This is a genomic window from Streptomyces sp. PL-29 (genome assembly GCF_058344425.1).
In genome coordinates this window covers 5881854-5895075 of record NZ_CP136996.1, presented here as the reverse complement: position 1 = coordinate 5895075, position 13222 = coordinate 5881854, and the positions used below count along the sequence as shown (strand labels likewise).

Annotated in this window: 10 protein-coding genes and 1 pseudogene; 3 read left to right on the top strand and 8 right to left on the bottom strand. The window is 74.6% G+C overall.

Annotation, left to right across the window (positions count from 1 at the left end; all coding sequences use genetic code 11):
- Positions 1-31: 31 nt before the first annotated feature.
- The 6 genes from R4Z63_RS27000 to R4Z63_RS26975 form a co-directional block, all read right to left on the bottom strand.
- Positions 32-931, bottom strand: coding sequence for an arginase family protein (locus R4Z63_RS27000; RefSeq protein WP_037915844.1), 900 nt, complete (start codon positions 929-931; stop codon positions 32-34).
- An 80-nt stretch (positions 932-1011) separates the two neighbouring features.
- Positions 1012-1569: a GNAT family N-acetyltransferase gene (locus R4Z63_RS26995; RefSeq protein ID WP_384446802.1), complete on the bottom strand. Its 558-nt coding sequence runs from the start codon at positions 1567-1569 to the stop codon at positions 1012-1014.
- 155 nt (positions 1570-1724) lie between these two features.
- Positions 1725-3722, bottom strand: coding sequence for a prolyl oligopeptidase family serine peptidase (locus tag R4Z63_RS26990; RefSeq protein WP_384446804.1), 1998 nt, complete (start codon positions 3720-3722; stop codon positions 1725-1727).
- A gap of 13 nt (positions 3723-3735) precedes the next feature.
- Entirely contained in the window at positions 3736-5154 is a 1419-nt protein-coding gene (locus R4Z63_RS26985) for a M20/M25/M40 family metallo-hydrolase (protein ID WP_384446806.1), read from the bottom strand.
- 1 nt (position 5155) lies between these two features.
- The gene (locus R4Z63_RS26980; RefSeq protein WP_037915838.1) at positions 5156-5989 is read right to left on the bottom strand and encodes a M55 family metallopeptidase; all 834 of its coding nucleotides are present in this window, start codon (positions 5987-5989) and stop codon (positions 5156-5158) included.
- Between the two features lie 223 nt (positions 5990-6212).
- Positions 6213-6662 carry an SRPBCC family protein gene (locus tag R4Z63_RS26975; RefSeq protein WP_037915836.1) on the bottom strand — a complete coding sequence of 150 codons (450 nt, stop codon included), beginning with the start codon at positions 6660-6662 and terminating at the stop codon, positions 6213-6215.
- A 689-nt stretch (positions 6663-7351) separates the two neighbouring features.
- On the opposite strand from R4Z63_RS26975, the gene R4Z63_RS26970 reads away from it, so the two are divergent.
- On the top strand, positions 7352-8935 hold the full coding sequence (locus R4Z63_RS26970; protein WP_384446809.1) for an alpha/beta hydrolase: 1584 nt from the start codon (positions 7352-7354) through the stop codon (positions 8933-8935).
- 54 nt (positions 8936-8989) lie between these two features.
- On the opposite strand, the gene R4Z63_RS26965 is transcribed toward R4Z63_RS26970, so the two are convergent.
- Together R4Z63_RS26965 and R4Z63_RS26960 are read right to left on the bottom strand one after the other, a co-directional pair.
- A complete protein-coding gene (locus R4Z63_RS26965; RefSeq protein ID WP_384446811.1) occupies positions 8990-9403 on the bottom strand; it encodes a RidA family protein in 414 nt (137 codons plus the stop codon).
- A gap of 12 nt (positions 9404-9415) precedes the next feature.
- Positions 9416-9970: an adenylosuccinate lyase gene (locus R4Z63_RS26960; protein WP_384446813.1), complete on the bottom strand. Its 555-nt coding sequence runs from the start codon at positions 9968-9970 to the stop codon at positions 9416-9418.
- A 398-nt stretch (positions 9971-10368) separates the two neighbouring features.
- On the opposite strand from R4Z63_RS26960, the gene R4Z63_RS26955 reads away from it, so the two are divergent.
- Both R4Z63_RS26955 and R4Z63_RS26950 read left to right on the top strand, forming a co-directional pair.
- Positions 10369-12165 (top strand): 3-hydroxyacyl-CoA dehydrogenase family protein, encoded by a 1797-nt coding sequence (locus tag R4Z63_RS26955; protein ID WP_037915826.1) that lies wholly within the window; start codon positions 10369-10371, stop codon positions 12163-12165.
- 164 nt (positions 12166-12329) lie between these two features.
- Positions 12330-13146: pseudogene (locus R4Z63_RS26950) on the top strand (TetR family transcriptional regulator).
- The last annotated feature ends 76 nt before the right edge of the window (positions 13147-13222 follow it).

Sequence of the window (13222 nt, the reverse complement as noted above, 5' to 3'; positions counted from 1 at the left end):
CAGGGGTTCCGCGGATCACCACCGGTCAGGATTACGCAAAGGCCCCCGTCACCAGATCCGCCAGGAGCGTGCCCGCCCGGCCGTCGGGGTCGAGATCCGGGTCGTAGACGGTGACGTTCAGCCCGGCGCACCGCGGTGACCCGACCAGGACGCCCAGCAGCTCCGCGACCTCATCGGGCAGCAAGCCGCCGGGGGCGGGGCTGTCCACGGCGGGCATCGCCTCCGGGTCGAGCACGTCGGCGTCCAGGTGCACCCAGAACCCGTCGGTCACCGGCGGGATCAGGCCGTCCAGCGCGGACCGGGCGACGGTCGCGGCGCCCCGGCGGCGGATCTCGCCGACGGTGGCCGCGAAGATCCCGGCCTCCGCCAGCTCGGGCAGGTCCGCGTCCCCGTCGCGGATCCCGAACAGCCGGACGTCCTCGTCCCGCAGGTACGGCGCGAGCCCCTCCAGGTCGCTGAGCGAGGGCTGGCCGCGACCGGTGGCCAGGGCCAGTTCCTCGCCGGCCGCGGCGCCGACGGGTCCGTTGACGGCGGTGTTGCCCGGGTGGCGGAAGTCGGCCGAAGCGTCGACGGCGGCCAGGCCGTAGCGGCCGGTCCGGCGCATGGCGAGCGAGGCGCCGAGCTGGATGGAGCAGTCCCCGCCGAGGACGACGGGGAACTCCCCGGCCCGCAGGTGGCGTTCGATCCGGTCGGCGAGGGCGACGGTGTACGCGGCGAGCGCGTCGGCGTTGAAGACGCCGTCGCCCTCCGCCCAGTCGCCGCGGTCGTAGCGGGGCGGGACGACGACACCGCCCTCGCGCGCCCCGAGCCTGCTCAGCAGGGCCTGCTCGCGCAGGGCGCCCGCGAGCTTGTAGACGCCGGGGACAGTCCCGGGCGCGGGCGGCCGCAGTCCGAGGTTGGACGGGGCATCGAGCAGTACGAGGGTGCGCATCCCCTCATCCTGCGCGATGCGGAGCCTCGGCGGCGGGCATCGTCGCGGACCGGGCCCGAACGGCGCGGGCCCGGGCGGCGTCACCGGGTGCGGGGCATCCCTGCGGTGAGGGCCCAGCGTTCGTGGTCGCGCCAGGCGCCGTCGACCCGGAGGAAGTCCGGGGAGAGCCCCTCCAGGCGGAAGCCGGCGCCCCGGACCAGGGCGATCGAAGCGGTGTTGCCGGGCTGGACGTTGGCCTCCAGCCGGTGCAGGCCGAGGCCCTCCCCGGCGGGGGCGAAGGCGTGGTCGAGGACCAGGCCCAGGGCTTCGCGCAGGAGGCCCCGGCCGGCGGCGTGCGCGAAGGCCCCGTAGCCGAGGGCGCCGCACTGGAACGCGCCCCGCACGATGTTGTTGACGTTGACGAATCCGGCCAGGGCGCCGGTGCCGAGCTCGCACACGAGGAACCCGGCCCGGGCGTCGCCCGCCGTCAGCCGGGTCGCGTAGGGCGCGTATTCCTCGATGGTGGCGGGCGGGAAGAGCCAGGGGCGGTGGAGGCCGCGGCTCTCGCGCACACGCGCGGTGAACTCGGGTCCGTCAGAGAGCCGGTAGGGCCGCAGGCCGACCCGACCCCCCTCACGCAGGAACACAGAAACGGTCATCGGCCCAGGGTAGGGGTCCTCCCGTCATCCGCGGCGGGCGCCCGGCGGCCGGGCGGGGACGGCGCGACCGGGCGCGGGCAGGCCGTCGTCGCGGAGGAGACCGGCCGGTCCCGCAGAGGCGGGGAGGCGGAAGCGGCTGCCCGGCGCGGTCCGGTTCACGAGGAGGTCTCCAGCGCGAGCCGCGGGACGTCGGCGCGTTCGATCCCGAAGACCTGTGTGTACAGCGACAGTTCCGCCTCCAGGGCGCGGACCATGGTGTCGGCGCGGCGGAAGCCGTGGCCCTCGCCCTCGAAGGCGAGGTAGGCGTGCGGCACGGGCCGGCCTCGCATCGCGGCCGTCAGCCGCTCCGCCTGCGCCGGCGGGCAGACCGCGTCGTCCAGCCCCTGGAGCAGGACGAAGGGCGCCGTGATCCGGTCGGCGTTGGCCACCGGGGAGCGCTCGCGGTTCAGGACGGCGAGGGTCCCCGGTGGCCCGGCCAAGCCGTCGATGTAGCGGGATTCCAGGTCGTGGGTCTCCTCGGCGAAGCCCAGCAGGTCCAGCACCGGGTAGATGATCGCCGCGCAGGCGTACAGGTCAGTCGTGGCCAGCGAAGCCGCCGCCGTCCAGCCGCCCGCGCTGCCGCCGCGGATCGCGAGGCGCGCCGGGTCGGCGGTGCCCTCCGCCGCCAGCGCCCGGGCCACGGCGGCGCAGTCCTCCACGTCCACCACACCCCACTGCTCGCGCAGCCGTTCCCGGTAGGCGCGGCCGTAGCCGGTGGAGCCGCCGTAGTTCACCTCGACCACGCCGATCCCGCGCGAGGTGAAGTAGGCGATGTGCAGGTCGAGCACGGGCGGCACGTGGTCGGTGGGCCCGCCGTGCGCCCACACCACGTACGGGGGCAGTTCGTCGGCGGGGGCCCGGCAGGCCGGGTGGTGCGGCGGGTAGACGTGCGCGTGGATCTGCCGGTCGTCCGGGCCGAGGAAGGTGCGGCTCTGCGGCTCCGGGTAGTAGGCCGGGTCCACCGGGTCCGGGCCCTGTGCGCCGACGACCCTGGCGTGCCCGCTCGCGGTGTCCAGCTCGACCACCTCGTAGGCGCTGCGCGGGCTGGCGGCCACCCCGTAGACCCGGCTGCCGTGCACGGCGAGCGTCGGCTGCCACGCCGTCCACGGCCCGGCCGCGTCCACCAGGTCGCCGCTCTCCGGGTCCAGGATGCCGAGCACCGAAGAGCCCTGGCCGTGCAGCACGGCGACGAGTCCGTCGGGAAGCGGGGCGATCCAGCGCAACCCGGGCTTCCACAGCGCTCCCCCGAACTCCTCCTCCCGCAGGCACAGGTTGACGGCCCAGCCCGTGTCCGGGTCCACCCGGTACGGGTTCCACCAGCCGCCGCGGTCGCTGACCGCGAGCAGGGTTCCGTCGGCCGTCCAGTCCACCTGGGCGACGGACTCGTCGGGGCCTCCGAGGACCGTGCGGGCCCCGGCCAGTCCGCCGTCCGCGGTGACCTCGGCCAGGTGCAGCTCGGTGCCGTCCCAGGGCATCAGCGGGTGGTCCCACACCAGCCAGGCCGCGTGCCTGCCGTCCGGCGAGAGCCGCGGGCCGGTGGCGAAGCGGTGCCGGTCATCGGTGAGCTCCCGCACGCCCGACCGGTCCCCGGCCGCGGACCCGTCCAGCGGTACGGCGGCCAGGACCCGGCGCACATCCGTCGGCGCCACCCCGGTGAACTCTTCCATGACGCACCAGACCTCGTCCCCGCGCAGCACCGGATCGACCCAGCGCAATCCGCCGCCGGTCGCGGACAGGGGGGTGAGGGGCCTGGGGTCGGGGGCTCCGGGCGCGTCCGGCTCGTAGGCGTACAGCCGCTGGTCGGCGAAGTGGACGAAGACCAGCAGGGGCCCACCCGTCGCACGCTCGACCCCGGCCCAGGGCAGGCCGCCGTACTCGGTGAACCGGCTGCGCACGTTCCACGGCGCGGGCAGCTCGCTGACCTCGGTCCCGGCCCCGGCAGGGCGGCGGCGCACCAAGGTGCGGCGGCCCGCCTCCCGCGGCCGGGGCTCGGTCCACCACACCTCGGGGCCGACCGTGCCGATGTACTCGGGCCGTCCGTCGAGCGAGGCCGCGAGGCCCGCGTCGAGGGGCGAGGGCCAGCTTCCGTACGGGCAGGTGCGCGTGGGGTTCATCACCGGGCCCCGCTCACAGGGTGCGCAGCGCGCGGTCGAGGACACGGACGCCGAAGTGGAGGGCATCGACGGGGACCCGCTCGTCCACGCCGTGGAAGAGGGACCAGTAGTCGAAGCCGGGTGGCAGCTTCAGTGGGGAGAAGCCGTAGCCGGTGACGCCGAGCCGGGAGAACTGCTTGGCGTCGGTGCCGCCCGCCATGCAGAAGGGCACCACGTGGCCGTCCGGGTCGAAGCGCTCGACGGACTCGCGCAGGACGGCGTAGGTCCGCCCGTCCACGGGTGCCTCCAGCGCGACCTCCCGGTGGTGGAACTCCCAGGTGACGTCGGGGCCGGTGAGGGCGTCGAGGGTGGCGATGAACTCGGCCTCGCCGCCGGGCAGCGTGCGCCCGTCGACGAAGGCGGTGGCCCGGCCGGGGATCACGTTCAGTTTGTATCCGGCGCTGAGCATGGTCGGGTTGGCGCTGTTGCGGACGGTCGCCTCGACGAGGGCGGCGGACGGGCCGAGTTTGCCGAGGAGCGAGTCGAGGTCGAGGCCGGGGCGCCGCGGGTCGACCGACAGGCCCTGGAGCGCGGCGAGTTCGGTGATGCAGGCAGTGACGGTGTCGGTGAGCCGGACGGGCCACTCGTACGCGCCGATCCGGGCGACGGCAGCGGCGAGCCGGCTGACGGCGTTGGCCCTGTTGGGCTTGGAGCCGTGGCCGGTGGTGCCGTGTGCGGTCAGCTTCAGCCAGGCGGTGCCGCGTTCACCGGCGGCGATCGGGTAGAGGACGCGGCCGGGGCCGGGGCCGGTGTGGACGGTGAAGGCGCCGGATTCGCTCAGGCCCTCCGTGCAGCCTTCGAAGAGTTCCGGATGGTGGTCGGCGAGGAAGCCGGAGCCGTCGACGGCGCTGTCCTCCTCGTCGGCGGTGTAGGCGATCACGATGTCCCGGCGCGGGCGCACCCCCGCGCGCGCCCAGGCCCGGACGACGGCCAGCACCATCGCGTCCATGTTCTTCATGTCGACGGCGCCGCGGCCCCAGACGACGCCGTCGCGGACCTCTCCGGAGAAGGGGTCCGCGCTCCAGTCGGCGGCCTCGGCGGGGACCACGTCGAGGTGGCCGTGGACGAGGAGCGCGTCGGCGGAGGGGTCGGTGCCCGCGATCCGGGCGACCACGTTGGTGCGGCCCGGGGTGCGCTCCAGCAGCAGCGGCTCCAGCCCGGCGGCGGCGAGCCGTTCGGCCACGTATTCGGCGGCGGGCCGCTCGCGGCAGTCTCCGCCGCCCCGGTTGGAGGTGTCGATCCTGATGAGGTCCGAGGTGAACTCGACCGCTTCGTCCAGAGCCACCGCGTCGACCGCGTCGACCGGGTCGACCGGGTCGACCGCGTCGGCGCCGGCCGCACCGGCCGGGAGGGCGCCGGCTTCGGCCGGGGCCCCGGTGTCGATTGCGCGCATGTCAGCCATACTGCTCCTCCACGGCCGCCGAGACGACCGTCGTGACCGCCTTGAAGGCGCGGATCCCCTCGTACATCGTCTCGCTGCTGTACGCGACCCTGCGCTCCCCGCTGCGCCGCACCCCCGGGACCACCGTGGCGGACATGGCGAGGTGCTCGGCGTCGAACTCCAGCTCCACGGTGTACGGGCCGCCGGGCACGGGCTCGCGCCGGACCGCGAGGGCGGTGGCCTCCTTGGCCGCGGCCCGGATGTCGGCGGCGGTACGGGCCGGGGTCCGGCAGACGGCGGCGTAGCGCGAGACGTGGTCCTTGACCGCTACGGTCACCGCATCCGGGGCGTAGCCGGCTGCGTCCACGCAGGTCAGGTCGTCGCCCGTGACCAGGATGACCGGGACTCCGTACTCGGCGACGACGTGGGCGTTGAGCAGCCCCTCGCTCGCACGGGTCCCGTTGAGCCACACCCCGGTGATGGAGTTGGCCAGGTAGGTGTGGGCGAGGACGCCTTCGGTGCCGGCGCCCGTGTGATAGCCGACGAAGGCGATGCCGTCGACGTCGCCGCGCTGGACGCCCTCGACCATGGAGAGGGACTTGTGGCGGCCGGTGAGCATCTCGGCCCGGGCGTCGAGCCGCTCCAGCAGCAGGTTGCGCATGGTCCAGTGGGCCTCGTTGACGAGCACCCGGTCCGCGCCGCCGTCGTAGAAGCCGAGCACGGCGGCGTTGACGTCGGAGGTGAACATGGAGCGGCAGCGCTCCCACTGGGGCGTGCCGGGCAGGACGTCCGCGGGCCAGGTGACGCCGGTGGCGCCTTCCATGTCGGCGGAGATGAGGATCTTCATCGGGCCCCCGGGCAGTCGGTTGCGCGGTCGCGCGCGACGCGACCGGGACGCGCAGCGCCCAGCCTAAGGGCTGTTGCCCCGTCGGGGGCGGATCAGCGCGCGACGTCCTCGCTTCCGGGGCGCGGCCGGTGCCCGGCCGGGAGGGCCGAGCGGAAAGTCCACCCGAACCGGTGAGTCGGCCCGGCCCTGCCCGGGCCCGTCCGGGCCCGGGCAACGGCCTTGCTCAGGCCTTGCCTTCGACTTCCGCGGCCAGGTTGGCCAGCAGGGCGTCGTAGATGCGGCCGAGGCCCTTGGGCGCGAAGGTGCGCTCGAAGAATCCGCCGATGCCGCCGGCGCCGTTCCACACGGTGGTGACGACGGCCTTGGACTTGCCCTCGCCGGCCGGGGTGACCACCCAGGTGGTGACCATGGAGGAGTTGCGGTCCTTCTCCACGAGCTGCCCGTCGGTGGGCTCGGTGACCTCCAGCAGGCAGTCGCGCACGCGCTTGCTGGTGGCCTGGAGCTTCCAGTGCACCAGGGTGCCCTCGCCGTCGCCGCCCTCACGCACCTCGTACTCGCTGAAGTGCTCGGGCAGCAGCTTGCCCCGGGTCCCGCTGTAGTCCGCCAGCGTGTCGAAGACCGTCTCCGCGTCGGCCCCGATGATGCGCTCCGTGGTGGCCTCGACCTGCGCCATACCTGTTCCTCCAGCAGTTGTGTCCGCTCGTCACGGCGAAGCCAACCACCTCCGGGGCGGTGGCCCAAATCCGGGCCGGCCACCCCACCGCGGGGTGCCACGCCCGCACGATCCCGGGTACACGCGTTCCCCGCTCCCGCCGCGGCGCACCCCGCACCGGGAGAACCCGTCCACCGGCGCCGCGAGCGGCCGCGGGGTGCCGACGGGTCCCGCCGGTCCCCGGCACCGGTTGCTCCCCCACGCGCAGCCGGGGGCCGCCGTCCCCAGCCCGCACCGTGCCCGGCACCGCCTCCGTGACACCCCGGGTACTCCATCTGCGGCCCGGGGCCCGCACCGGGGTCACCGCCCGGCCGGAGGCACATCGCCGGCGCCGCGTGGAGCGCCACGGGCGGACGTACGCGGCGGCCCCCGCGCGCTCACCCGGCACCGGCGGGTGATCAGCCGGCAAGTCCGCGCACCGGCGGCCGGATTCGGCATCGGCCCGGCCCGGCGGGGCCCGGCCGGGAGGAACACCGCCGTCCCCGCACGCCCAGCCGGACCGCCGCCCGGACCGGCCACGCGGCTCGGCCGCCCCTGCCGTCCATCGCGCCCCGAACGGTCATCACATCGGGCCAATCGCCCGCGCAATCCCGCGTTCCGGGCGTGACGTCCGGGACGATTCCGCCCAGAACCCTCGGCTGGGAGGCCCCATGCTCCACCCCTTCACGAAGCGCGCCGCCGTCCTGCTGGCGACCTCCACCGTCGCCGCCGCCCTCGCGAGTCCGGTGACGGCCGCCCCGGCCGCGCCCGCCCCGGCCGCACAGACCGCGCAGACCGCGCAGGCGGCACTGCGCTGGACCGGCTGCGCGACGCCCCGCTACCCGACGCTCCAGTGCGCGTCCCTCAAGGTGCCCCTCGACCACGACCGGCCCGCCGGCCGGACGATCACGCTCGCGCTGACCCGGGTCCCCCACACCGCCAAGACCTCTCAGGGTCCCCTGCTCGTCAACCCGGGGGGGCCGGGCGGCAGTGGGCGCGCACTCGCCGGGTTCGTCGCCTCCGCCCTCCCCAAGGACGTGGCCGCGCAGTACGACGTGATCGGCTTCGACCCCCGGGGCGTCGGCAAGAGCGAGCCGGTCCTCGACTGCGGATCCGGCCACTTCGCTCCGGTGCGCCCCGATTCCGTACCGCAGGACGCCGCCACCGAGCGGGCCAACCTGGACCGCGTGCGGGCCTTCGCCGCGTCCTGCGGGGCCCGGCACGCGGACGTGCTCCCGCACATCGGGACCGTCTCGGCCGCCCGGGACATCGAGGTGCTGCGCACCGCCCTCGGCGCCGAGCGCGTCAGCTACTTCGGCTACTCCTACGGAACCTACCTGGGCGCGGTGTACGCCAAGCTCCACCCGGACCGGGTGCACCGGCTCGTCCTGGACTCCGTCGTCGACCCCGACGGGGTCTGGTACGAGGACAACCTCTCCCAGGACCTCGCCTTCGACGCCCGCCACAAGGCGTTCCTGGCGTGGATCGCCCGGCACGACGCCACCTACCGGCTGGGCACCGACCCGGCGGTGGTCGAGGCGCGCTGGTACGCGATGCGGCAGGCCCTGCGCGGGACCCCGGCCGGCGGCAAGGTGGGCCCGTCGGAGCTGGAGGACACCTACATGCCGGGCGGCTACTACGACGGCTACTGGCCCAGCCTCGCCGAGGCCTTCGCGGCGTACTGGGTGAGGAAGGACCCCAAGCCCCTGGTGGCGGCGTACGAGCGGTTCGGTGCGGTGGAGCCGTCGGCGGGCAACAGCTACAGCGTCTACACCGCGGTCCAGTGCCGGGACTCGGCCTGGCCCCGGAACTGGAACGCCTGGCGCGCCGACATGTGGCGCACCCACGCCAAGGCACCGTTCATGACCTGGAACAACGCCTGGTACAACGCGCCCTGTGCGTTCTGGCCGGCCGAGCCGCTCCGGGCCCCGGACGTGGCCAACGCGGACCTGCCGCCCGCCCTGCTCCTGCAGGCGACGGGCGACGCGGCGACCCCCTTCGACGGGGCGGTCAGCATGCGGGAGAAGCTGGCGGGCTCGCACCTGGTGGTCGAGGAGGGCGGCGGCAACCACGGCATCGCGCTGAGCGGGAACACGTGCCTGGACGAGAAGGTGGCGGCCTACCTGAGGACGGGGCAGGCCGCGGACGCCTCCTGCCCGGCGCAGGCGGCCCCGCAGCCGACCACGGCGACCCGGGCCGTACCGTCCGCGGCGGGCGGCGCGGCCCTGCACGGCTTGCTCGGCTTCCGCGGCTGACCGCGGGGCCGGCGGGCGGGCCGCGCGCCGTCGCCCGCCGGCCCCGGGCCGGTCTCAGGCCGGCAGGACCGCGAAGGCCTCCACCTCCACCAGGAGTTCCGGCCGGAACAGGGCCGAGACCTGGACGGCCGAGGACGCGGGCAGCCGGTCGGCGGGGATGACGACTTCGCGCGCCTCCCGTACCGCGGGAAGGTGCGCGACGTCGGTGACGAAGTACGTCAGCTTCACGACGTCGTCGAAGGTGGCTCCGGCGGCGGCCAGGCATCGCCGGAGGTTCTCGAAGACCTGACGGGCCTGCGCGCGGGCGTCACCCTCGCCGACGACCGCGCCCTTCTCGTCGAGGGCGCACTGCCCCGAGACGGCGACGAACCGTCCCGTGCCGAGGACGACGTGGCTGTAGTGGGCACCGGGGCTGACCCCTTCGGGTGCGGATATGCGGGTCAGACGGCTTCCGTTGTGATCGGTCATGGGCCGATCCTGTCAGCCCTCGAGGGCGCGCAGCGCGGTGGTCGCGGCCACCGCCAGGCGGGGGTGGGACTGGGCTCGGGTGAGGAGTTCGCGCGCGCGGGGGTCGCCGAGGGCGCCCAAGCCCTCGACACAGGCCAGGGCCACCCGCCAGTAAGGGTCGTTCGGGGACAGCAGCCGCGCCAGCGTGGTGAGCAGGGCCGGTACGGACTCGGGGGCGCGCAGGGCGGTGAGCAGCCGGACGGGCTGGAGGGCGTAGGCCGTGCGCAGGCCGTTGGTGGCGAGGGCCGCGGCGGCGCGGGCGGTGCGCGGGTCGCCGAGGACGGCCAGCGCCTCCGCCGCGGCCGCGCAGCGGGGCGGGTCCCGGTGGTTGAGGAGCAGCACCAGGGATTCGAAGGCCCGCCGGTCCCCGGCGAGGCCGAGCCGGTACGCGGCCAGCTCGCGGGCCCACAGGGGCAGCCCGGCCGAGGTCAGTGCGTCCGCGAGCGCATCGGGGCCGGCCGCGCGCAGCGCCTCGTACTCGGGGGACCCGCCCGCTTCCGCCCGCAGGCGCTCCAGCACGTCGTTCACCCGGCTCACCCTAGGGCGGCGGGGCGGTCGGCACACCGGGTTCGTCGAGATGCTCAAGGGCGGTTGATCGATGATCGATGATCGGTACATTTCGGCGGTACAGGTCACATGTCCGCGCTCTGGCGCACCAGTTACCGGCGAGTTACTGTCGTGGCAACACCTACGAGGGCGGCCTGGTGACGCAGCCGCCCCGTGCCGGTCGGTTCGTTTCGCACTGCACGGCGTGGCCCCGGGACAGGGTCCTGCCGCTTTCGCCCCTGCGGGTTCCTCCCCGCCGGGTTCCGGCCCGGGCCGTTGCCGCCCCGGGCTCCTCACCGCACGGCACTCCGTACGGCATCCGCGCGCGACGTGCGCCGCGCGCCCCCTCAGTCGTCACCCTCTTCCACTGGAGTCCCTCGATGGACCGTCAGTCCAGTCAGCCCACCCTCCAGACCATCGCCGTCGTCGGCCTCGGCACGATGGGCACCGGCATCGCCGAGGTCCTCGCGCGGGCCGGCCGCGAGGTCATCGGCATCGACATCAGCGAGACCGCCGCCCGCCGGGCCGCCGCCTCCCTCGCCGCCGCGACCGCGCGCTCCGTCGCCCGGGAGCGACTCACCGAGCAGGAGCAGGCGGACGTCCTGGCCCGCTTCCGCACCTTCACCGACCTGGCAGCCGCAGCCGAGGCCGATCTCGTCATCGAGGTCGTGCCGGAGTCGTACGAGGTCAAGCAGCAGGTGTTCCGCGAGCTCGACGCGGTCGTGCGGCCCGACACGATCCTGGCCACGGGCACCAACGCCCTGTCGGTGACCCGGCTCGCCGCCGAGTCCCAGCGCCCCGAGCGGGTCTTGGGCCTGCACTTCTTCAACCCGGTCCCGGCGATGAAGCTGGTCGAGGTCGTCTCGTGCGTCCTGACCGCCCCGACGGCCGTGGAGGCGGTCACGGAGCTGGCCCGCGAACTCGGCAAGGAGCCGGTGGCGGTCGGCGACCGGCCCGGCTTCGTCGCGGACGGCCTGCTCTTCGGCTACCTGAACCAGGCCGCCGCCATGTACGAGGCGAAGTACGCCTCGCGCGAGGACATCGACGCGGCGATGCGGCTCGGCTGCGGCCTGCCCATGGGGCCGCTCGCGCTCCTCGACCTGATCGGCGTGGACACGGCCCGCACGGTCCTGGAGGCGATGTACGCCTCCTCCGGGGACCGGCTGCACGCCCCGGCCCCGATCCTGGGGCAGCTGGCCGAGGCCGGGCTGGCGGGCCAGAAGTCCGGGCGCGGTTTCTACACGTACGAGGCACCGGGCAGCTCGGTGATCGTCCGCGACCTGCAGACCCCGCTGGACGGGTCCCTGCTGGGTGCGGGCCGCCCGGTGAGCTCGGTCGGCGTGGCCGGTTCCGGCACCATGGCGAGCGGCATCGCGCAGGTCTTCGCCCAGGCCGGGTTCGACGTGGTCCTGGCGGCGCGCAGCCAGGAGAAGGCGGAGGCCGCCAAGGCCGCCATCGGCAAGTCCCTGGGCCGTGCGGTGTCCAAGGGCCGGCTGACCCAGGAGGCGGCGGACGGCACCCTGGACCGGATCACCCCGGCGGGTTCGCTGGATGCCTTCGCCGAGGTGGACCTGGCGGTGGAGGCGGTCGCCGAGGACCTGGCGGTCAAGCAGGAGCTGTTCGCGACGCTGGACAAGGTCTGCAAGCCGGGTGCGGTGCTGGCCACCACCACCTCCTCGCTGCCGGTGATCGCGGTGGCCCGGGTGACCTCGCGCCCACAGGACGTGATCGGCATGCACTTCTTCAACCCGGCCCCGGCGATGAAGCTGGTCGAGGTCGTCCGGACGGTCCTGACGGCCGACGACGTGCACGCCACCGTCCGCGAGATCTGCGTGAAGGTGCGCAAGCACCCGGTGGACTGCGGGGACCGGGCCGGCTTCATCGTGAACGCGTTGCTGTTCCCCTACCTCAACAACGCGATCAAGATGGTGGAGGAGCACTACGCGAGCCTCGACCAGATCGACGCGGCCATGAAGCTGGGCGGCGGCTACCCGATGGGGCCGTTCGAGCTGCTCGACGTGGTCGGCCTCGACGTCTCGCTGGCCATCGAGAAGGTTCTCCACAAGGAGTTCCGCGACCCGGGCCTGGCCCCGTCCCCGCTGCTGGAGCACCTGGTGGCGGCGGGCTGCCTGGGCCGGAAGACCGGCCGCGGATTCCGTGAGTACGCCCGGCGGTAACCGAGCGGGCCATGAGCCGGATGCGTGGGGAGGGCTGCTCGGGTCCGCCGGACCCTCACGGCGGACTGACCTTCCCGAGCCCAGTGCGGGCTCTCCCCCGCATCCACCCCTCTCCCCACCCCCCTCCGGCGCGCACCCCCGCGCGAATGAAGTACTTTCGCTCTATGTCCCAGCCCGCCAAGACCTCGCCCCGCGCCTCCTCGGCCCCCGACGCCCCCGGAGAGCGCGGCCGGCACCCGGGCTGCCGCCCAGCGGCTCAAAATGCGCCGCGAGCTCGCCGCCGCGGCCATGGAGCTGTTCGCGACGAAGGGGTACGAGGCGACGACGGTCGACGAGATCGCCGCGACGGCCGGGGTCGCGCGGCGGACCTTCTTCCGGCACTTCCGGTCGAAGGAAGAGGCGATCTTCCCGGACCACGACGACACCCTGATCCGCGCCGAGGCGGTCCTCGACGTGGCCCCGGCGCACGAGCACCCGCTCGACACCGTGTGCCGCGGGATCAAGGAAGTCATGAAGATGTACGCCGCCTCGCCCGCGGTGTCGGTGGAGCGCTACCGGCTGACGCGGGAGGTGCCGGCGCTGCGGGAGCGGGAGATCGCCTCCGTGGCCCGGTACGAGCGGCTCTTCACCCGCTACCTGCTGGCGCACTTCGACGAGACCGACCACCACGACGGCAACGACGATCCGCTGCTGGCCGAGGTGGCCGCCTCGGCCGTAGTCACGGCCCACAACCACGTGCTGCGGCGCTGGCTGCGGGCCGGGGGCCAGGGCGACGTGGAGGCGCAGCTGGACCACGCCTTCTCGATCGTGCGCAAGACCTTCGGCACGGGGATCGGCGCGGGCCGCACCCTGAGCCCGGCGGCGCCCTCCGCGCCGGCGGCCGTCCGCACGGAGGGCGAGGTGCTGGTGGCGGTGGCCCGGACCGACGCACCCCTGGACGAGGTCATGCGGACCATCGAAGAGGCACTGCGCGCGAGGTAGCGACACCGGAAGCGATGCTCGTCACAGCGGCCGTCCCCGAGGAGGGGGCGGCCGCTTTCGTATGTCCGGCTTGCCC

Excerpts from the sequence above, each read along its gene's own strand:
- R4Z63_RS26965 (WP_384446811.1), bottom strand. The coding sequence starts at position 9,403 with ATGACCGATCACAACGGAAGCCGTCTGACCCGCATATCCGCACCCGAA.
- R4Z63_RS26980 (WP_037915838.1), bottom strand. The coding sequence starts at position 5,989 with ATGAAGATCCTCATCTCCGCCGACATGGAAGGCGCCACCGGCGTCACC.
- R4Z63_RS26985 (WP_384446806.1), bottom strand. The coding sequence starts at position 5,154 with ATGCGCGCAATCGACACCGGGGCCCCGGCCGAAGCCGGCGCCCTCCCG.
- R4Z63_RS27000 (WP_037915844.1), bottom strand. The coding sequence starts at position 931 with ATGCGCACCCTCGTACTGCTCGATGCCCCGTCCAACCTCGGACTGCGG.
- R4Z63_RS26990 (WP_384446804.1), bottom strand. The coding sequence starts at position 3,722 with ATGAACCCCACGCGCACCTGCCCGTACGGAAGCTGGCCCTCGCCCCTC.
- R4Z63_RS26970 (WP_384446809.1), top strand. The coding sequence starts at position 7,352 with ATGCTCCACCCCTTCACGAAGCGCGCCGCCGTCCTGCTGGCGACCTCC.
- R4Z63_RS26975 (WP_037915836.1), bottom strand. The coding sequence starts at position 6,662 with ATGGCGCAGGTCGAGGCCACCACGGAGCGCATCATCGGGGCCGACGCG.
- R4Z63_RS26955 (WP_037915826.1), top strand. The coding sequence starts at position 10,369 with ATGGACCGTCAGTCCAGTCAGCCCACCCTCCAGACCATCGCCGTCGTC.
- R4Z63_RS26995 (WP_384446802.1), bottom strand. The coding sequence starts at position 1,569 with ATGACCGTTTCTGTGTTCCTGCGTGAGGGGGGTCGGGTCGGCCTGCGG.